At 41.4% G+C, this 20,626-nt stretch carries 20 protein-coding genes; 7 read left to right on the top strand and 13 right to left on the bottom strand.

Annotated features, from left to right (window positions below; translation table 11 throughout):
* Positions 1 to 83: 83 nt before the first annotated feature.
* Together MTF66_RS01605 and MTF66_RS01600 are read right to left on the bottom strand one after the other, a co-directional pair.
* Positions 84 to 587, bottom strand: coding sequence for a DUF6702 family protein (locus MTF66_RS01605; protein ID WP_248526112.1), 504 nt, complete (start codon positions 585 to 587; stop codon positions 84 to 86).
* The gene (locus tag MTF66_RS01600; RefSeq protein ID WP_248526111.1) at positions 587 to 3,025 is read right to left on the bottom strand and encodes a M1 family metallopeptidase; all 2,439 of its coding nucleotides are present in this window, start codon (positions 3,023 to 3,025) and stop codon (positions 587 to 589) included. Before MTF66_RS01600 ends, MTF66_RS01605 begins: the two co-directional genes overlap by 1 nt.
* Before the next feature lie 270 nt (positions 3,026 to 3,295).
* On the opposite strand from MTF66_RS01600, the gene MTF66_RS01595 reads away from it, so the two are divergent.
* The 5 genes from MTF66_RS01595 (at position 3,296) to MTF66_RS01575 (ending at position 9,527) form a co-directional block, all read left to right on the top strand.
* Positions 3,296 to 3,532: a hypothetical protein gene (locus MTF66_RS01595; protein WP_054563150.1), complete on the top strand. Its 237-nt coding sequence runs from the start codon at positions 3,296 to 3,298 to the stop codon at positions 3,530 to 3,532.
* A gap of 134 nt (positions 3,533 to 3,666) precedes the next feature.
* The gene (locus tag MTF66_RS01590; protein WP_054553375.1) at positions 3,667 to 3,903 is read left to right on the top strand and encodes a hypothetical protein; all 237 of its coding nucleotides are present in this window, start codon (positions 3,667 to 3,669) and stop codon (positions 3,901 to 3,903) included.
* A 69-nt stretch (positions 3,904 to 3,972) separates the two neighbouring features.
* A complete protein-coding gene (locus MTF66_RS01585) occupies positions 3,973 to 5,205 on the top strand; it encodes an exonuclease SbcCD subunit D C-terminal domain-containing protein (RefSeq protein ID WP_248526110.1) in 1,233 nt (410 codons plus the stop codon).
* A complete protein-coding gene (locus MTF66_RS01580) occupies positions 5,202 to 8,855 on the top strand; it encodes an SbcC/MukB-like Walker B domain-containing protein (RefSeq protein WP_248526109.1) in 3,654 nt (1,217 codons plus the stop codon). The genes MTF66_RS01585 and MTF66_RS01580 overlap by 4 nt, the downstream gene beginning before the upstream one ends.
* Before the next feature lie 9 nt (positions 8,856 to 8,864).
* Positions 8,865 to 9,527, top strand: coding sequence for a class I SAM-dependent methyltransferase (locus MTF66_RS01575; RefSeq protein WP_248526108.1), 663 nt, complete (start codon positions 8,865 to 8,867; stop codon positions 9,525 to 9,527).
* 1,075 nt (positions 9,528 to 10,602) lie between these two features.
* On the opposite strand, the gene MTF66_RS01570 is transcribed toward MTF66_RS01575, so the two are convergent.
* The 8 genes from MTF66_RS01570 to MTF66_RS01535 all read right to left on the bottom strand — a co-directional run bounded on the left by MTF66_RS01570 (position 10,603) and on the right by MTF66_RS01535 (position 16,608).
* The gene (locus MTF66_RS01570; RefSeq protein ID WP_248526107.1) at positions 10,603 to 10,953 is read right to left on the bottom strand and encodes a hypothetical protein; all 351 of its coding nucleotides are present in this window, start codon (positions 10,951 to 10,953) and stop codon (positions 10,603 to 10,605) included.
* Between the two features lie 110 nt (positions 10,954 to 11,063).
* A complete protein-coding gene (locus tag MTF66_RS01565; protein ID WP_248526106.1) occupies positions 11,064 to 11,405 on the bottom strand; it encodes a hypothetical protein in 342 nt (113 codons plus the stop codon).
* A gap of 112 nt (positions 11,406 to 11,517) precedes the next feature.
* Positions 11,518 to 11,862, bottom strand: a complete 345-nt coding sequence (locus MTF66_RS01560; protein WP_105173343.1) for a hypothetical protein — start codon at positions 11,860 to 11,862, stop codon at positions 11,518 to 11,520.
* 640 nt (positions 11,863 to 12,502) lie between these two features.
* Positions 12,503 to 14,200 carry a gamma-glutamyltransferase gene (ggt, locus tag MTF66_RS01555; protein ID WP_239963507.1) on the bottom strand — a complete coding sequence of 566 codons (1,698 nt, stop codon included), beginning with the start codon at positions 14,198 to 14,200 and terminating at the stop codon, positions 12,503 to 12,505.
* Positions 14,201 to 14,342: 142 nt separating this feature from the next.
* Positions 14,343 to 15,155: an ABC transporter substrate-binding protein gene (locus tag MTF66_RS01550; protein WP_248526105.1), complete on the bottom strand. Its 813-nt coding sequence runs from the start codon at positions 15,153 to 15,155 to the stop codon at positions 14,343 to 14,345.
* Positions 15,156 to 15,180: 25 nt separating this feature from the next.
* Positions 15,181 to 15,549: a response regulator gene (locus MTF66_RS01545; protein ID WP_248526104.1), complete on the bottom strand. Its 369-nt coding sequence runs from the start codon at positions 15,547 to 15,549 to the stop codon at positions 15,181 to 15,183.
* Between the two features lie 70 nt (positions 15,550 to 15,619).
* Complete coding sequence (locus MTF66_RS01540) at positions 15,620 to 16,162, bottom strand: hypothetical protein (RefSeq protein ID WP_248526103.1); 543 nt, start codon at positions 16,160 to 16,162, stop codon at positions 15,620 to 15,622.
* Positions 16,159 to 16,608, bottom strand: a complete 450-nt coding sequence (locus tag MTF66_RS01535; protein ID WP_058584371.1) for a YaiI/YqxD family protein — start codon at positions 16,606 to 16,608, stop codon at positions 16,159 to 16,161. Before MTF66_RS01535 ends, MTF66_RS01540 begins: the two co-directional genes overlap by 4 nt.
* Before the next feature lie 104 nt (positions 16,609 to 16,712).
* Between MTF66_RS01535 and MTF66_RS01530 the strand changes: the two genes are divergently transcribed.
* The gene (locus MTF66_RS01530) at positions 16,713 to 17,246 is read left to right on the top strand and encodes a lipocalin family protein (protein WP_054563135.1); all 534 of its coding nucleotides are present in this window, start codon (positions 16,713 to 16,715) and stop codon (positions 17,244 to 17,246) included.
* 210 nt (positions 17,247 to 17,456) lie between these two features.
* Here MTF66_RS01530 and MTF66_RS01525 read toward each other — a convergent pair whose 3' ends face one another.
* From MTF66_RS01525 to MTF66_RS01515, 3 genes are read right to left on the bottom strand one after another with little or no spacing between them, the layout of a single operon-like run.
* Complete coding sequence (locus MTF66_RS01525) at positions 17,457 to 17,792, bottom strand: DUF3325 domain-containing protein (RefSeq protein WP_248526102.1); 336 nt, start codon at positions 17,790 to 17,792, stop codon at positions 17,457 to 17,459.
* Positions 17,789 to 19,390, bottom strand: coding sequence for a PepSY domain-containing protein (locus MTF66_RS01520; RefSeq protein ID WP_248526101.1), 1,602 nt, complete (start codon positions 19,388 to 19,390; stop codon positions 17,789 to 17,791). Before MTF66_RS01520 ends, MTF66_RS01525 begins: the two co-directional genes overlap by 4 nt.
* A complete protein-coding gene (locus MTF66_RS01515) occupies positions 19,387 to 19,731 on the bottom strand; it encodes a hypothetical protein (protein ID WP_248526100.1) in 345 nt (114 codons plus the stop codon). The genes MTF66_RS01520 and MTF66_RS01515 overlap by 4 nt, the downstream gene beginning before the upstream one ends.
* A 202-nt stretch (positions 19,732 to 19,933) precedes the next feature.
* On the opposite strand from MTF66_RS01515, the gene MTF66_RS01510 reads away from it, so the two are divergent.
* Positions 19,934 to 20,626, top strand: coding sequence for an aspartate/glutamate racemase family protein (locus MTF66_RS01510; protein ID WP_248526098.1), 693 nt, complete (start codon positions 19,934 to 19,936; stop codon positions 20,624 to 20,626).

Below are 20,626 nucleotides of genomic sequence, written 5' to 3'. Positions count from 1 at the left end.
ATTAATAAGATAGTTTACGAAATGGGTTAATTAAAGGATCAAAGGATTAAAAAAGGAACTTTTTTAATCCTTTTGGATTGGAATTACTCTGGATTGACCGACTCAAACCTTGCCTCAAGCCAGGTATCATCTTGGCTAAAGGTCAATGTTTTTACCTTTCCTTTGCCTTCAATGTTTACCATATTCACTTGTGCTGGCCATAGGTCACGAAGTGCTCCGTTGCTCATACGAATGCCATGAATTCCCTCAGGTATCGTGACTTCTTGATAAACCCAAAAGAATTTACCATCAACTTGCGCACCCACATCTTTAAGCTCAAGTGGTTTGCCACCTAAAGTTTGTAGAGCAATATGTGACTCAACATAATCAGCAAAACGCTTTTGATCTTCTTTATTACTTAAGATATCAGCATTGCCGTCAAACAAATGTTCAACGGCGTGTTCTGTATCATGTAAATAAAAACGATGCATCAGCTCTATGTTGTTAGTGCGCTTGTTAAATAACACGGTAGTCACAGACGCTTTTAACTGGTGCGCCATGCTTGGCGCACTCAGTAATAAAGCAAAAATAATGGCTGAAAAGCGCATTATTGTTGCTCCTCAGCATCTTTTTCGTCGTCTTTTTTCAGCTCAGTTTTAATATCTTGCATGATATCGCGGCTAACTTTCGCTTTACTCTTCTCACGTTTGTACACTTCAATGCGTGATGGAATAATACGACGCGGGTAGTTGTTGTTTTCTACATCAACATCCGCTGTTTCCCAGCGTGGATCGACTGTTACAGACACTAGGTTTTTACCTTTTTCTGTAACAATTAGCTTTTGTACATGCTTGTGGTTACGACGCCAGATTTCAGCTGGAATGTACTGCTCTTCTTTCGTACCATCTTCATAAGTAAGCTCTAATAAGATAGGCATGACTAAGCCACCTAAGTTTGAGAACTCAAGTACGTAGTAGTTTTTATCTTCTTTGATTGCACGCTCAAACGTTTTACGCTCCCAAGGCTCTAAACCTTTAAGGAATTTGTTATACGCGTTGCGCTCTTTGTTAGTTACTGTGAAGCGGTCGTTTTCGTCGTAGAAGTCTGTTACGTCTGGGTTTTCTTCAACCCACAGCTTTTTGCCTTCTTCTTTATTACGTTTTACGAATAACGGCATTGGCTTGTCAGCTTCGATATCACGTAAACGATTAAAGTCGATATCAGGGTTTTTGGTATCTAAACGAAGTTGGTAAACCTTGTCTAACGAGATATCAACGTGATCTGTAGTGTAGAACCAACCACGCCAGAACCAATCAAGGTCAACACCTGACGCTTCTTCCATAGTGCGGAAGAAATCTGCAGGAGTAGGGCGCTTGTACTTCCAACGCTGTGCATATTCTTTGAATGCAAAGTCGAATAACTCACGACCAAGGATCACTTCACGTAAAATGTTAAGTGCAGCAGCAGGCTTAGTATAAGCATTAGGGCCTAAACGTAATACGCTGTCTGACTGAGTCATAACAGGCACTTGGTTTTCAGACTTCATGTATGCAACGATATCACGAGGTTCAACACCCCAAGGAATTGTGTGGTCCCATTCACGACCAGCAACGCCATCTAAGAAGCTGTTGAGGCCTTCATCCATCCACGTCCATTGACGTTCATCAGAGTTAACCACCATAGGGAAGTAAATGTGACCTACTTCGTGGATAACAACGCCGATTAAGAAACGTTTTTCTGCTTGTGAGTAAGTACGTGTACCGTCGTCTTGTAGGTCAGTACGTGGACCATTGAAAGTGATCATTGGATATTCCATACCACCTACAGGGCCATTTACAGACTGAGCCACAGGGTAAGGGTAGTCAAACGAAAAGCGCGAATACACTTCCATTGTATGAACTACCGCTTCTGTAGAGTACTTCTTCCACAGGTCGCCACCTTCTTTCGGGTAGAAAGACATCGCCATCACTAACGGCTGATCTTTACCACCTTGATGATAGCCTTTTGCATCCCACATAAATTTACGTGAAGAAGCCCACGCAAAGTCACGTACGTTTTCTGCTTTGAAGTGCCATGTTTTTGTTTTGTCTGTGCCTTCTTTCTCGTTTTCTAACGCTTCTTCTTCAGTCACGATGAAAACAGGGCGCTTAGCATCTTCAGCTTGTTCAAGACGCTTACGCTGTGTCCTGGTTAAAACACTGCGAGCGTTATCAAGTTGCCCCGTTGCCGATACAATGTGGTCAGCAGGCACTGTAATTTCTACATCATAATCACCAAACTCAAGCGTAAACTCACCTCTACCTAAGAAGGCTTTGTTAGTCCAGGCTTCATAATCAGTGTATGCAGCAAGACGAGGGAACCACTGCGCTAATAAGAAAATATCGTTACCATCTTCTTCAAAGTGTTCATAGCCTGAACGCGCGCCAACAGCGTCTTCTTCAACAATGTTAAAGGCGAAGTCCATGCTGAACTCAACGTCTTTACCCGGTTTAAGCGGCTCGTTTAAGTCGATACGCATTAAGGTATCTACTACAGTAACTTTAAGCTCTTTTCCGTCTTCGTCTTTAACATTGGCGATTTGATAACCCAGCTCGTTGTCGGCCATGAATTGCTGACGACGTAACTGACCTAGGCTCAATTTAGTTGATTTTGGCTGAGGGTCACCTTGCAATGTTTTACCATTGAAAGTAGATGTCATTTCAGCAATTGAGTCAGATTTAAAGATATTTTGGTCTAGTTGTAACCAAAGGTACTTTAGCGTGTGCGGAGAGTTATTTTTGTATTCGATAGTTTGGCTTGCTGTTAAGCGGCGTTTCTTTTCATCAAGCTTTACATCGATGTCGTAGTTTACTTGCTGTTGCCAATAATTTTCAGCGGGTGCCCCAGCGGCACTGCGGTAAACATTTGGAGTTGGGAGTGCTTCGTCTAGCTGACGAAATTTGTCAACGAATGAGCCTTTCGTTTGCTCAACAGATGATGCCATGACAGCTGAAGATACTGCTAAAGGCAATACCAAAGCCCCGAAAGTAAGGATTACTTTTTTCATTGTTATTCCTGTGATTTATGCATTTACAAAGGATCGCAAACTGCAAACAAAGATGCAACATTATAACGATAAAGTGCGGTTTTTATCAGTTAATATCCATACTTTAGTAATCACTATAAAATTCAGGTTTTAAATACTAAAAAATCAACTTGTAAACCCCCTTTACAAAACACTGGTTAATTTTAGTTCAGCACTAATTCATCCCAAAGTATTACAGTTAAAAAGAAGGTAATCGACTGAAATTCTAGTTAATGATGAAAGGGTGATTAGATGAAGTTTTATATTGTAAAAAAAGACTCTCGTTTAGCAGCCATTCCTGCTCAAGAATCAATTCTAAACGAGTACAAAGAACGCGGATTTGAATTTGTCGAAGTGATTGCAGCTTGTGATGAGTCAGATGCATTATCTCGCACGAACCCTAGTGTAAATGGGTCTAAAAAGTGGCTAATTTACCCGACTGCACTGGTAATTTTATCCTTAATTGCAATTATTTTTGCAATAAATTAAATTTTGCGACATTTGCTATTGAAATTTACTGCCATTTGTATTTAAAATCGCCCACTTTTTTGATTTTGGGGTCTGCTAAGCATGCATTTTAAACCCCAAAATGTTTGGTAATCAGCATAGAATTCGGTGAGCGTATGGATTTCTATATCCTAAAAAAACAACAAGAACTAATTGCAATTCCAGCGGACGAACAAAATTGTAAACAGTACCTAGATTCAGGGTATTTTTATATCGACAAAGTAGCGGCATGTAATGAAACAAATGCCCTTAAGATTTTACAAGCTAAGCAAACCAAAGCGCTTAAAGTACCTATGATAATGGCATTGTTAGCATTGCCTATGGTGGTTTTTGCTTGGTATAGCTTAAGTTAACAAACCAGGCTGGGCATCTTGGCTCAGCTTAGGTATATTGACGCTCTTAATAAATAATAAGAGCGTTTAATGAAAGTCCTTCATACATCTGATTGGCATTTAGGCCAACAATTCTACGAGCATTCCCGATTCGATGAGCATCAAGCATTTCTAGCTTGGTTAACCGATACGCTTGTGTCAGAACAGATCGACTTACTACTGGTTGCGGGTGACATTTATCATACGGCAACGCCACCTGCCAGCGCAGAAAACCAACTCTACCAATTTATTAAAACCACTAAGCAGCATTGCCCTGACTTACACATAGTGATTATTGCTGGTAACCACGATTCAGCAAATCGTATTATGGCAGCAAAACCTTTATTGGCTCAGTTTGATACCCATGTTGTTGGCCGCTTTGATAGCAACGCTCCTCATGAAGTAGCACTGCCAATCAGTACAAAAAATGGCGATGCGAATGTTGTTGCTATGCCATTTTTACGTAGCAGTGATTTAAGCAGTTATAACCGCCAACAAGAGCAACCGTTAAGTTACAACCAAGCAGTTGCCCTAGCCTACAAAGATGCATTGCAAGCAGCAGGCGAATTACCAAACGCGCCATTAATTGCTATGGGCCACCTGCATGCAAAAGGTGGAGACATTTCATCTGATTCTGAACGCAATTTAGTCATTGGTGGTGAAGATGCGATATCGGCAAGCATATTTACTGATCAACCTGATTATGTTGCGCTAGGGCATCTTCATAAAGCTCAGACCGTCGCGAAGAAAGAGACCATTCGCTACAGCGGCACGCCAATGCCGATGTCATTTTCTGAAAGACGCTATCAGCATCAAGTTGTGTTAGTCGAACTTAGTGACTCAGGTACATCTGTAACCCCCCTTTACATTCCTAGCTTTTGTAAAGTCATGTTGCTACCAGAAAAAGACTGTGTGCCACTGAACGAACTCTGTGAGCTTATAAAACAACTCGATTTAACGGATGAAGATTTAGCGCCATACCTACGGGTTAAATTGAGCGCCCATGACACTGACACCACTTTCAGAGAACAAATAGAACAAGCCCTTGAAGGTAAGCAGGTTAAGTTTTGTGGTATTGAAAGGGTGCGACAACAAAGCAACCAGCAAGACGATGAACAAACTCTATTTGAAGATGTCTCGCAAATTGAAGCGCTAAACCCACATTCACTTTTAGAGCAAGCGTTTGCAAACAATAAAGATATGGCAGGCCAGGCGGTGCCAAAAGAATTAGAAAGCTTACTAAGCCAAGTGATCGATGAATTGAATGCAGAGGACCTACTATGAAAATTTTAGCGATTCGTGTTCATCAACTAGCCTCTATCTTAGACGCCGAAGTCGACTTTAGCGCTTCACCTTTAAAAGAAGCAGGCTTGTTTGCCATCACCGGTGATACTGGCGCCGGTAAAAGCACATTACTCGATGCCATTTGCTTAGCACTTTATAACAAAACAGCAAGATTACGCGGCGATACAGGCAATAAAATTGACTTTAACGGCGACAATATCAAACTTAATGACTCGCGAAACTTATTACGCCGCGGGGCAGGGCAGGGCTATGCCGAAGTTGACTTCATTGGCCAAGATAAACAACAGTACCGAGCAAGGTTAAGCTTTAGCCGAGCGCGTAATAAAGCCGATGGCAAGTTACAACCTGCACAACATAGCCTGCACTCATTACCTGATGAAACCCTAATCGCTGATAGGAGTGCTGCAGGTAAAGAAATCGAGCGTATTATTGGTTTGAGCTTTGAGCAGTTCTCACGCGCTGTGTTGCTTGCGCAACATGAATTTGCTGCGTTTTTAAAAGCAACCGGAGATGAGCGTGCGCAACTACTTGAATGCTTAACTGGCACCGATAAATTTAGCCTTATTGGTAAGCGAATCTATAAGCGCCACGATGAGCAATTGCAGATATTAGAGCAGTTAAAGTTAAGTTTAAGTAATTATCAAGTTTTAAGCTCTGAAGAGGTCGAAACTAAACAAGCAGAACAAAAAGCGCTTGAGGCCAAACTCGCTGAGTTACAAAAACAAATAAAGAAATTTGAACAGTACCAAGGGTGGTACAAGCAAGCATCTCAGCAGCAACAACAGCTAAACCAGGCAGAGCAAGCAAAGCAAGAGTTACAGCAACAAATGCACGCGCTTGCTGAAAAAGCCACTGAAGCGAAACAAGCTCAGCAATGCTTAGAAATAAGAGATAACCGCGAACGCGTCACTTCGATTACAGCTCAACATGGGCAGCTTATCAAAAACCGTGAGCAGCTTTTAAACGTTGATCATGAAACACTGATCAAAGACGCTGAGCAAATGCTTGAGAAGCAAACCGCACAACTAAACCAAGCAAAGCAAGCACAAAAAGACGCGCAGCCTATTATCAGCCAGGCCCGAGAGTTAGATAAGCAACTTGCCGTATTAAACCAGCAAGCAGCGGCGCAAAAAGTACAAGCTGATAAATCGAAACACCATCATCAAGAGCTGACTAATACACTAAATAGCCATAAAGCAGAGCAGCAAAAACAGCTCGATCAACAAGCACAAATAAATAGCTATTTAGAAACGCATGCACAATGGCAACCATTAGCAAAAGACTGGTCATTCTTTAAAAGTGAGTTAAGCCGCTTTAGCCAGCAACAGCACACAATTAGCCAATCACAGCAAAACGTAAAAGCTCTTCAACCTAAAATTGATGAACAGCAAACAGCCGCGCAGCAGTGCAAAACCCTGTTTCAGACCCTTGAGCAAGAAATTAAGCGCTTAGTTGATCAAGATACCGCCTTTAAATCGAGTTTAAACACCCAATCAATGGCGGATATTGATGCGGGGCTTGAGGCGATTAAACACCTGATTGAAAAGCGCCAAGTATGGCAAACTAATCATCAGCAGTTAAAAAATTGGCAAACCCAGCTAAACACATTAAGCCAAACTGAGCAGCAACTACAAACAGCATTAAAAGATGCGCAGCAAGGTGCAGAGCAAGCACAGCAGCAGGTTTCGTTTTGTGAGCAAAACTTACAGCAAGTGCAGTTAAGAGCCAGTGAAGGGGTTAGCCAGTTACGCGCCACTTTAAAGGCAGGGGAGCCTTGTGCAGTATGTGGCTCAAAAGAGCACCCGTTTATGCATGAAGAAATGGTAAACGAGCAATTTAGTCAACTTATTAACGACTTTACCAACCAGTTAACTAACGCCAAACAGCACTTAAAAGCTCAGCAAGCATTACAGCAAGCTAAAAGTAATGAGCTGGCGGCATGCAGCCAACAGATAAGCTCGTTAAGCGGGCAAATCTCTGATCTGAGTGCGCAACAACAAAGCCTCAAAGAAACCATGGCGGCTAATCGTACTGAGCTAAATGATTTAACCGAAGATCAGTTAAACGAGCGTCAGCAACAGCTAAGCTTGCAAAAACAGCAATACTACAAAACCCTCGAGCAGCAACAACAGCTGCAAAACACGCTTGCGGCTAAGCAAACTGAGTATAATCAGCAAGGGCAAGCGCTACATAGCAAAGAGCAGCAGTTAAACGAATTACAGCAACAGCTGAATAATCAGCAAACACGTTTAAACGAGCTCAATGATGAGCATCAGCAACTCTATACGACACTGAATCAACAGTTCACCAGTGCACCTTGGTGGCAGGCACTCAATACACAAAGCATTTCTTTAGAGAACATTGCAGAGCACGTTGAGGCTTATCAAGCTTCGCTGCAAAAGGCGGATGAGCTTAAAACTAGCTTAAAAGCCATTGAGCAGCACCTTGCACATATAACGCCGCAGCTAAACGAAGCACATACCTCCTTAACTCAGTGCAACGAGCAACTAAGCCAAACTCAAAACGAATTAACGCAGATACAATCAAAGCGCGAGGGCTTATTTAGTAACGCGGCGATATCGGTAGATGAGTTTATAGCAGAGCTTGAAAAGGCGATAGATTCAGCGCAGCAGGCACTGCAACTTGCCCAGACAAACCATAGTAATGCGGTGAAGGCGCGTGACGAACAAGCCATTCAAATCGCCAATATTGAAGAACGTGAAAAAGAGCTCACCGCTGAGCAAGCAGCGCTTAATGAGCGATTTAGCCTGTGGTTTAACGATTTTAAAGCGCAGCACCCAAGCTTGGATGAGCAAGCAGTTAGTGAGCTATTAACGATAAACCCCGCTGAAATTAAACAAACTTTGGCAGATTACCACACCGCCGAGAGCAGCTTAAAAGACGCTGAGGCTCTTTTAAAACAGCGACAGCAGGCGCTGGCTCAGCACCAAAAAGAAAAGCCAGCTCTCGCTGAAGATGAGCTGCAATTACAGCTTAATCAAGCCACAGAGCAGCAAGAAAAAGCGAATAATGCACTATTACAAGTTGCGACGGAGCTTAAAACCCATCAACAAAATAGCCAAGCGCTGGCTGATAAACAAAAGCAATTGGTTGAACAGCAAAAAAGCTATGAGCACTGGCATTTACTCAATAAGGTGCTCGGGGATGCCAGCGGCAAAACCATGCGTAATTTAGCGCAAACACAAACTTTAAAAATACTGCTGCACTACGCGAATAGTCACTTACAGACACTAAATAAACGTTACAAATTAACAGCCATAGGGCAAACGCTCGATATCGCAATTATCGATAAAGACATGGCCGATGAGCAGCGCTCTGTTAATACATTATCGGGGGGTGAGTCATTTTTAGTATCGTTAGCACTAGCGCTTGGGCTTGCTTCGTTGTCGTCGAATAAAGTACAGATAAACTCTTTGTTTATCGACGAAGGGTTTGGTACGTTGGACAGTGAAACGTTAAGCATCGCGATGGATGCTCTTGATTCACTACAAGCACAAGGCCGCAAAGTAGGGGTTATTTCTCATGTATCAGAAATGACCGAACGCGTAGCCACGCAAGTGCATGTAGCGAAAAAACCAGGTGGTTATTCGACCATCTCAGTTATTTAAAGGATTAGCATGCCAACTTTTAATCACGAAGAAGCAAATCACTACGACGAACGTATTTTGCGCCTAGTTCCAGGTTATGAGCTATTACATCAAGCAACCGCAGCCCAATTAGCAACCACGCTGAACGATGATGCGTGCATTTTAGTGGTTGGTGCCGGAACTGGTAAAGAAATCATCGAATTAGCGGCGCTAAAACCAAACTGGCAATTTATTGCTCAAGACATTTCACAAGACATGCTCGATATTGCCGAGCAACAGTTTGGTCAGCATAACATCAGCGATCGCGTAACAGTACACTGCGGTGATATCAACGACATCGACACTCAATGTGACGCTGCACTGTGTTTACTGGTAATGCACTTTGTTAAAGATAATGGCGATAAAAAAACGCTGTTAAAAGCGATTCACAGCAAACTTAAAAAATCGAGCAACTTATATATTGCCGATTTAATGCGCCCTGAAACCGCTTTTGAGCGCGAATCTCAACTACAGCTTTGTACGCAGTTAGGTTTAACCGAGGTCGGCGTAGAACGCATGCGCCACAACCTAGAGCACGAGTTTTACCCATTAGACCGAATTCGTTTTTCAGAGTTAATGAATGAAACCCGCTTCAGCACCCCAAAACAGTATTTTAAAGTGCTTGGTTTTGCAGGGTATGTGGTTGGGAGTTAGGAGTAACTAGAGCTGTCAGCTTTCATATTGAAACCAACAAGTTAGCGAGCTACAAGTGGAAAGAGTAAAGTTACATCACGTAGGCGTGACATTTATTTCGCGTGATGTTTTGTAGATTGTGTAGAGCAGAGCGAAACCCAACAAGTTAGCGAGACTCAAGGGGAAAGAGTAAAGCTACAACACGTAAGCGTGAAATTTATTTCGCGTGATGGCTCTAACTTTACTCTTTGAACTTGCTAACTTTATCTTGCCTTAAATAACAGCTTTCGCCTTGATTCAAGCAACTCAATTCTGAACATGTACGTTTTAAAAAGTCGCTTGTATTAGGTGAGTTTCGCGTAAAATTTATATCGAGATAACGCCGCATCGAGGGCAGATTAAGATTGGCTAAAATGCGGAGAGAAGTGACACTCCCCATGTGTTACTGCCCCAACGAACCTGCAAGCGGCTTAAGTGGTTTGTTATATGACAATGCCTAAAGTTGCCTAGTTAAATACAAAACTAGAAGTATTTCTAAGCCCATAAACACGACACTCATAATAATGTCAAAAACCTTCCATACTGCGCCACGCTTTGAATACTCAATGAGAACTCTTTGCTGATATGACGACGATAGAAAATATAGCCAGCCACGGTAGACCCACTTAAAACTGCTCCCAATTTCAGAAATAAACTCTAGCAATCAACAACTCCTGACACATAAACAGCATAAGTAAAATTGGGAAACTATTCTTCCTGATATATAACGCCGTGTTAAGCAGCACAAAATCCTTGGCTATAATTAGCTAAGAATGAGCGCCAACCAAGCTTTAGACATCCATTAATTAATAAGCTTTTATATGCACTTTAATCTTTATCTGTGAATAAGTAATAAAGTATTTGGATGTAAATCCATACTCCAATTAACCCAACTATTGAAGCAATGAATACGATAGAATTATCTTCGTAAGTTAGGCAAGCAACGCAAAAAAGTAATGAAGCTATGATCTTATACGTAATTTTAACTTTTACGCTAATTGAGTTTTTAATAGCTAGTTTAGTCTCAACACGTTGCATTAACTTTTTGAACATACTTTTATCTGGCAAGCGCTAAAACCTCCTCACCGTTAAAGTTAACACTTAGTTGATTACAACCTTCAGATATTATTTGAACATCGACAAATGAATCTTGAGTTGCACTATACATTTTTGCATCCCAATTTACTGAAGTTAAACCAGACTTAAGGCCTTTTAAAACTACTAACCCGACTGCTTTAGCATTGTTATCATGAGAATGAACAGAGATTTCGCCTTTACTTAAGTCGACTAGCAATTTTGCTGGCTTAGTTGAATGTTTCCAAATACCAGAGATATCGCAGTCAGCTTGAACCCCTGTGGAATAAATTGAGGTTACTAAAAGAGAACTTAAAACTAAGAATCTGAGCATGAATATCCTTTGCATGTAACACCCAATTTGCGGGTGAAAATATGGGCTAAAATTAGTGACAAACGAGCGCAAGTCAAGCGTTTGAGCTCTTCTTAGTTACTTGTTAGGCGCTACTTTGAAAACACACCTTTTAGTAACTTACCATCAGCTAGATCTATTGTGCATGTATAGCCTGCAAAATTATTTACGACAACCTGATTACCGTTTAGATCTATACTTGTAAAGTTAACATAAGCATCTGAACTCTGAGTTGTGGGGTTTTCTGCTACCCATAAAACAGAGCCATCTAGATTTATACATTGGAAATTTTGTGCTACGGAATTTTGGGAAAACTCCATGTAGTCGAAAATAACTAAAATGCTCTGGTCTAATTCCTTGGCTTCCAAAATTGAGTATGGCAATTCAACAATATTTCCATTTATCTCGATTCTATTTTTATTAACCTGAATCATAGAGTATGTCTACTCCCCCATAAAAGGAGAAGGTGCTGCGCTATAATTGCGAGGCAGCGCCGTGTTTTTGTCCGAGTGGCCGAAGGTAACGAATTCATACGTTTGTTATAAGTCACTTAATCCTGATCAGATTTCCATCATCAAACCCGACAGTAACAACAGGAACATGATTAAGAATGTTATCAGCGTTGTCAGCAATAATTTCAGAAATGGACTTTGAAACTAAATCTAATAAAGTTTCCCAACCAAGTTCGCTTGTACCGGGTAGCTCAAGATACCTATATTCTGGTACATAATCTTCACTACATGCCCAATCATCATCTTCTGGATCGTATTCAAAAGAACCGATCAAATATGCTTGATAAACACTTCCAGCTTGAAACAATCCTATGTTTATTGCCTTAACCTCGGGACGATCACTTATCTGCTTAATCCATGCTTCAATTTCAGACTTCACTGCGATTCCTATGTGACTTTAATAGCGCGCGCATCGCACATCTTTCTTCCGGTATCACGCTCATATATTTAATAATTCTATTATTAACAAATAACGTAATGCATTGCTAACTATAAATTTTTTATCGGTACTAAAGATATTCAGAAAAACGGCTCAGCGCTGATTTTTATCATATTTGCAGGGTATGTGGTTGGGAGTTACCGAACCATGAACCATCGCGTGAAATAAATTTCACGCCTAAGCGATGTAAGATCGCTGCTACATCAAGGCTCGCTAACTTTACTCTTGAAACTCGCCAACTTGTTGGGTTTCGCTGCGCTCTACCCAACCTACGAACGATAGATTTTTATCGGTACTAAAGATATTCAGAAAAATGGCTCAACGCTCATTTTCATCATATTTGCAGGGGATGTGGTTGGGAATTAGCGAGCCATGAACCATCGCGCAAAATTAATTTCACGCCTACGGTAACTAATCCATCTCAGCAGCGAGTAGGCATCAACGACTTAAAGCTTATGACTTACAGCTTAAAGCGCCTTTACTCTTTCCCCTTATAACTCGCTAACTTTACCTAAGTTTGTTGGGTTTCGCTGCGCTCTACCCAACCTACGAGCTGACAGCTCTTTTAAATTCCGAGAGCCTAATACCCCGCGGCCTGTCCGTCTTTGCGGGTTTCTGATGCGCCGTAATAAACGCCGGTTTTCGGGTCTTTCAATATTGCTTGATAACCACCGTATGGGCCAACCGCGTCTTGTAAAGTGTGGCCTTTTTTCATTAACTCACGGCGGGTTTCCATTGAAAAACCTGACTCTAAGCTAACAAAACCGCCGTCTTCCATAATCTCACCGGTTGGCTGCGAAGAACCTGTGTGCAGAATACGCGGTGCATCACCGGCTTCTTGTAGGTTCATGCCAAAATCAATCATGTTGATAAGTATTTGAGCGTGCATTTGTGGCTGTGTGGCACCGCCCATTACGCCATAACTCATATATGGCTTGCCATCTTTGGTGACAAACGCAGGAATGATTGTATGAAACGGTCGTTTGCCTGGCTCATATTGGTTCATGTGGCCTTTTTTAAGGGCGAACATTTCGCCACGGTTTTGCAATACAAAGCCTAATTTTGCAGGTGTCATACCTGAACCCATGCCACGGTAATTACTTTGAATAAGCGAAACCATGTTGCCGTCTTTGTCGGCGGTGGTCATATAAATGGTATCACCTTCTACTGGGCCTGCGTGGTCACGTTTTGCGGCTTTGTTAGGATCTATCAGTTTACGTCTTTGATCAGCATATTGCTGCGAAATAAGTGTTTGTACGGGAATGGTGTTAAATGCTGGGTCAGCGTAATACTTTGCACGATCTGCAAACGCGAGCTTTTTCGCTTCAACAAAGGTGTGTACGTATTCAGGGCTATCAAAACCCATTGCTTTGATATCGTAACCTTCAAGAATATTCAGAATTTGCTGTGCAGCAATACCTTGGCCATTTGGTGGCAATTCCCAAAGCGTATATCCTCTATAATCGGCGCTCACAGGCTTAACCCATTCACTATGGTGGGCAGCTAAATCTTCATACGATAAGTAGCCGCCGTTTTCTTTCATATAGCGACCAATTTCTTTAGCAATATCGCCTTTGTAAAAGGCATCGCGGCCGCCTTTGGCAATTTTGCGATAGGTGTTTGCAAGGGCAGGGTTCTTAAAGATTTCTCCTTTTTCAGGCATTGCCCCATCAGGCATATAAACATCTTTAAAGCCTGGGTATTTACCACGAGCAGCCACACTTTTTTGCATATAATAGGCAATCAGTTCAGACACAGGGAAGCCATTTTCAGCGTAGTCGATAGCAGGTTGGAGTAAGGCTTTCATTGGTGTTTTGCCAAACTTTTTATGTAACTCAAACCAACCATCTACAGCACCAGGTACCGACACAGGCAAAGGCCCATAAGCAGGAATGTAGTCACCTTGTGCTTTTAAAGTATCAAAAGACAAGCTTTGTGGTGAACGGCCAGAGGCATTTAAACCGTAAAGTTGCTTGCTTTTGTTATCCCAAACAATGGCAAATAAATCGCCACCAATTCCACACCCAGTCGGTTCAACCAGACCAAGCACTGCATTTGCCGCAATAGCTGCATCAATGGCATTACCACCGTCTTTTAATACTTGTAAGCCCACTTGCGTAGCTAACGGCTGTGATGTTGCAACCATACCTGATTGTGCGATGACTTCAGAACGACTAGCAAAGTTATGGCCAGTGATTCGATCGTAAGCTTGAGAGGCGCCTGTTGCGCCTAAGCATACTGCTAGCACTAAGCTTTTAAATAGTGGAGTTGGTTTCATAATTTTTTGCCTTTTTTGTTATTTTTATCACTATAAAAAGCAATTAAAGATCAGGCAATGGCTTTGCGTTCTAGCGCGAAAAATCACGATTGACTTCAAATATAAGAAAAACAGCGGCTAAATTACCCAAAACCACTCCAACTTAGTAAATAGCAGAACCATTTAAGCACTGCTGTGCAACTGTCAATGTTTCTCCGTGAGAGTGCATATCCTCTGCTACAAACTGATCAACAAGAGGGTCAATTAGGTTTTCTTCCTTCATGGTATCGAGGGCGTGTTGCAGCTTAGTGATCAACTCTGGCGATGTGTTTTTGTTAAGTGCTAAGTAATTACCCACTAAGGCAGGGTGCTTTAACTCAAATACCGGCGTGACTTGGTCTGGGCTCATACCTACATTCATCAACTGTGATGACAGAGTGAGAGAGGAGCCAATCAGCAAGTCATGCTTACCTTGCTTAAACATTTTTAACTCTTCAAACTTTTTTGAGTAAGTTAAAAATTGCTGGCCTTCAGCAAGGTTAAAATCAGCAAGAACGGTTTGATAAACATCACCACGAGATACGCCAATGGTGTAGTTTTGCAACGATTGTGTACTCGTTACTTTAATGCCGTTACGGTTATTTAAACGGTATAAACATGAATGCCCAGATACCAAAGGGCCAACCCAATAAAATTGAGTTTCTCGCTTTGCGGTACGCGAAGTAGAGTAAATTCCAGCATTGGGTTGGGCAAGTGTTAGTGACATTGCGCGCTTCCAAGGCAATACACTAAACGTACAGCTCAACTTGGCTCTTTCACACAAAGATTCCATGATTTTGGTGTTAATACCGGTAAGCTGGTTGTGCTGCACAAAGTTATAGGGAGGGAACACTTCTGTATACAAAGTCAATTGTTCAGCACTCGCCACTGCAGTACTTGCTGTGAATAAACTCACTATTGTTAAATGCTTAAACATCGCTCTTAACTCCAGTTTTAGCTGGTTATTCTGGTTTAACAATTCGACTTAACTGCTTTTGCAGTGTATTTAAACAAAAAGGCTTAATGATAAAACCGTTCACTTTTGCTGTGATCATCTCATTGACCGTTTGCTTACTGTCTTCGCAGGTTACCATTAATACGGGTAAATCACTTAGGAGCGGGTTTTCGCGAATATGATTAAGCAAACATTTGCCATCCATTTTCGGCATATGCAAATCAGTAATCACCAGATCAAAGCTGTGTTTTTCGAGTAAATCAAACGCTTGAGCACCATCAGTCGCCTCCGTTATATCGTTATAATCAAGCCTGCGCAACATGTTTATCAACACATGGCGCATAAGTGGCATATCGTCAACGACCAATATTTTCATCTAGTTTACTATTAAGTTTTACAGTATTTAAAGCTTAGTTTGCTAACTCAATAACGCAATAAACCAGAAACTAAGAAAAAATATCTGCAACTAGCTGGCTAAGTCGCGCAATTTTAATATTGCTCAACTGGCGGTAATCAAAATAGGGGCAGACAATCACTCTATCAAATTTACTAATAGCAAATTCATCATCAAGCCAAGTTAGCTGGCAATGCAAAAGCCCTTCATTAATAAGCCGTTTAGCATGGGTTCGCCCAGCAATTATATGTAATTGCTTGGGTTTGCCTAATATCGGTGGGCTAAACAGTAATGCCGTTTCGCTGTTTGCTTGCAGTAGTTGTTCATCGCGAAAGCTCTGCCAATCAGCTGCTCTTTTAGCAAAATCATAATATTCACTTGGTAGTGCAAACAGTACCTTGCCATACACGTTAAAAACTTTGCGCCAACCATTGCCACATGCTTGGTTTATTTCGTTTATTTGGCCGGGTTGCATTGCATTTAAATGGTCAAGTTGTTGCCAAGCAGGCATCGGCGGGCGCTTTTCTAAATAAACAGCGACTTTAAAGGCTTCATCACCAAAACCTTGCAGTGGCCCACTATTATCGATACTCATGACTTTTTAGCGAGGATTCGATCTAGGTTATTTGCAAAGTTTTGGCGGTCTGCTTGGCTTAAAGGCGGTGGGCCACCGGCCATTTCAACGCCACTTGAGCGCATTGTTTCCATAAAATCACGAACGTTTAAACGTGAGCGAATATTTTCGGTCGTATATAACTCACCGCGCGGATTAAGCGCTTGTGCGCCTTTTTCGATAACTTCAGCTGCTAAAGGAATATCACCAGTGATCACCAAATCATTCGGCTCAATACGTTTAACGATTTCGTTGTCGGCAATATCAAAACCAGAAGATACCTGTAAACGGCTAATATACTTTGAAGCGGGTACTCGCATCGCATGGTTCGCCACTAATGTGGTAAAGGTCTGCGTGCGCTCGGCGGCACGAAATAATATTTCTTTAATAACGACGGGGCAGGCGTCTGCATCAACCCAAATCTTCATGCTGTTCTCAATCTTTAATTTTAGACATTAATAGTTTACCGTAATTGAACTAAATTAGTGCTATTAACGTATTAATTTGTTTAATTTTTAAAGGGAGTAAAAACGTGCAAACATCATTAAAGTTAATCGGGGTTTTATGTATCACAGCCATTTTATCTGCGTGTACAGGCGTGCCAGACAACATCAAACCCGTCGATAATTTTGAGTTAAACAAATACACAGGGACCTGGTACGAAATTGCACGTTTAGATCATTCATTTGAACGCGGCCTTGAGGGCATTACCGCCGAATACTCTATTAACCCAGATGGCAGTGTAAAAGTTATCAATAAAGGTTACAGCGCTGAAGATAAAGAATGGCAGCAAGCTGAAGGTAAAGCGAAGTTTGCAGAGCAACAAGACATAGGTCACCTAGAGGTATCATTCTTTGGGCCATTCTATAGCTCATATGTAGTGTTTGAATTAGATAAGCAAGACTATCAATACGCTTATATTACTGGCTATAACAAAGAGTATTTATGGTTTTTGTCGCGCACTCCTAACGTTACAGAACAGCAAATGCAGGATTTTATAAACACAGCAAAACAATATGGTTTTAAAACAGACGAGCTTATTTATGTTGACCATGAAAGCTTGTAAAGGGGCTTTACAACTGTCTTTAAATTATCACGAATGTGCAACACAACTGTAATGGATACTAGTCAAACTTAGCGTCGTTAATTTGAAACAACATGTGATCCCCCAATTTAATCCCCTGCTTGGGTAGGCATTGCCTACCCATTTTTTTTACTATTTGCTCAATTAAGCATTATTGCAAATTGGCATCAGATCAGTTTTTTACTAACTAGACTACAAAATCATCACCGAAAAGCCACTCAACAGCAAAACAGACATAGTTAATACACTGACATGCTTTACCCATGAAACAGTAAAACTGTATAAAATCATAAGTATAAGTACACTTAAAGCCATATAACCGCAAAATAGCAATGCGCCGTACCCAGCATCTGACAGCACGCAAAGCACTAAACTTAGTAAAATACTGATCCAGCCGCTGAATAAAAAGCTACTTCGCTGTTTTTCGGTTAATTTCTTTTTAAATACATCACGGAAATGATTGAATTTTGCAAGAGCAAAACAATTAAACCCTAAAAAGCACAGACTAAATTGCAGTAACTCCATCATCCTTGTTGCTCCTTTAACAGCTTGTTTTTATTTAATTTAGCCTTATTTGTAGCGGTTTTATGGCTAGGTATTTTTTTGCTTTGTAGTAAAAACAGCAGCCCAGCACAAATAAATGCACTATCAATACCGAATAAAGCCCACTGCTGAGTTAGTAAATACGTGATCCAATTACCATCTGTTGTCAGTGCATTTACCACGGGCACTAAAAAGCAAGCTATGGCATTGAGCCATGCATTATAGCGCCAGTGACGTTTTTCTATACTACTCACAGCCGAAAGTGCAACCGCAAGCCAAGTTAAGAAAAACACGAATATTTCTTCATCGGCACGCCCAGCTAACTCTATAGGCAATAAACGATTAGCAATGAAGAACGCTGAAGTTGCTAGCGGTAAGCCCATTAAAGTTATTAAATTAAGACTTTCAACAAGCTTTAAACCAAAGCTTGGTTTTTGGTCGGCTTTGAGCCTTTCGCGTAAGCGTTTTGCCCACATGATGCAGCCTGTAGCTATCATGGCACAGCCAGCTACGCCGCAGAAAAAATACAACCAACGCAGCAATGGCTCGGCTAAACGACCACTATGTAATGCTGTCATTGAGTCATAAAACTGCGCCGAAGCGCTCCAATCTTCGCCAGAACTCGCTTCAAGCTCACCTGTTACGCCATCGAATAAGTAGCGTGGTCCGTTATCTACAACCTCTTTGCCAGTTGCCAAATAAACCACTATTTGTGAGGTCGCTGTATTGGCATTTCTAACAAACACGTAGCTAATGTCGGCATTCGGTGACTTAGTATAAATCTGATCTAACACATCTTTGATTGCCACCATAGGGCGCTGCTCTTCACTGGGCTTGGCACGTTTGTTAATCGGCAATGCCTCTTCAAACATTTGCCTTAAGCCATTTTCATATACAGTCTCGGCAGGGTAGGGGAACAGCATAAATATCAGCGTGATAATCCCTGTGTAAGTGATCATGATATGAAATGGCAGTGCCAGCACTGACGAAACATTGTGTGCATCGAGCCAGCTTCGGCTGCCTTTGTTTGCTCTAAAGCTAAACATATCTTTAAAAATACGTTTGTGGATCACTATGCCTGTTATAAGCGCTACCAACATAAACAATGAGGCTAAACAAACAATTATCCGTGCAGTAAATACATCTATGTAATGTAAATCAAAGTGCAAGCGATAGAAAAAGTTACCTCCCTTGGTTTCCCGAGGTTCGGGTATTTGCTCTAAGGTATTAGGGTCTAGATGCGTATAGTTGAAAGGTGCTCGGCGCTGGCCTGGCTGTTTAGGCTCAGCAAACCCATAGCTTAAAACAGGGTTACGTGGCTCAGGTAAGTTTATCCGCCAAGATAATGAATTAGGTGCCTGTTGCTGTAATTGCGCAAACACATAATTAATTTGCTCGGCTTGAGACTGAACCCGTTGTGCTTGATGCTGCACATGGTGCGTTTCAGGCTTGGCCCAAATAGTGATTTCATCTTTAAAAAAGCTGATGGTGCCAGCAAAAAAGATTAAGAACAGTAACCAGCATACCAGCAAGCCAACCCAGGTATGAAGCCAAGTCATTGAGCGGAAAAAGCTCTCTTTCATAACCAATCCTTAATCAATGAAAGGGCCAGCAATTGCCCACCAGTTGTTAGTAAAATAGTGATCCAAACAGTCTTTAAAGACTTAACTGCAAACACCCAAATAAACACACAACAGTAAAAAAATACCGATAGAGTCGTGGTTAACAGCACGCTGTCGAGTTTATTAAGTGGTAATAACACAGCTAGTAATGAAATAAGCACACTGGTAAAGGCGTAACCACCAATGATGGCTGCAACGAAACGCAAAAACACAGCAACACGATAAGATAGGCTCACAGAGCGCTTTTTAGCTGCATTTTTAGGGCGATTGGTAGTCACTGCATCTAATGATTGAGAATGCATGATAATCCCTTAAAAAAATAACACGAGAAGAAAACCCCGTATTATATCGCCGACAAACAGAAAAGATAGTAGTTATCATTTGCATGCACGTATTAAATAATGAAACACAACCAACTAAATCGATCTGTTAGTAAAATAATGATCTGCTAGCTTTGTTCTGTGCAATATCATATGGTGTTAAGTAAATAAAAAGGGAGCTGCAATGAAAACAATAGGCTTAATCGGTGGCATGAGTTGGGAGTCTACACAAAGTTACTACCAGCTTTTAAATCAAGGTGTTAAAAACAAACTTGGGGGACTGCATAGTGCCAAGATAGTACTCGTTAGCCTCGATTTTGCCGAAATAGCTGTGCTTCAACAGCAACAAGATTGGCCACAGATGGCTGAGATACTCATTAAGGCCGCTAAGCAAGTTGAAGCCGCGGGCGCGGATTATTTATTAATTTGTACCAACACCATGCATAAACTCGCTGAGCAAGTACAAGCTGCGGTTGCAATTCCTTTGTTACACATTGCAGATGCAGTTGGTGAAAACCTGATCCAACATAACTTTAAAAAAGTGGCTTTGTTGGGCACCCAGTTCACTATGGAACAAGACTTTTACAAGCAACGCCTAGCTGATAAATTCGCCATAGACGTGTTAATTCCTGATGCACAGGGGCGTGAAACAGTGCATCGAGTGATTTATGATGAACTATGTAAAGGCATCATCAGCCCAGAATCTAAAGCTGAGTATTTAACCATTATTGATGATCTAACTCAGCAAGGTGCTGAAGCCATTATTCTTGGTTGCACCGAAATAGCGCTGTTAGTTCAACAAGCAGACACGTCTGTTCCATTACTTGATAGTACAGCACTTCATTGCGCTATGGCGCTTGAGAATAGTTTAAATTAG

The organism is Pseudoalteromonas sp. 2CM39R (assembly GCF_023161845.1).
This window is presented reverse-complemented; position numbering and strand designations above follow the sequence as displayed.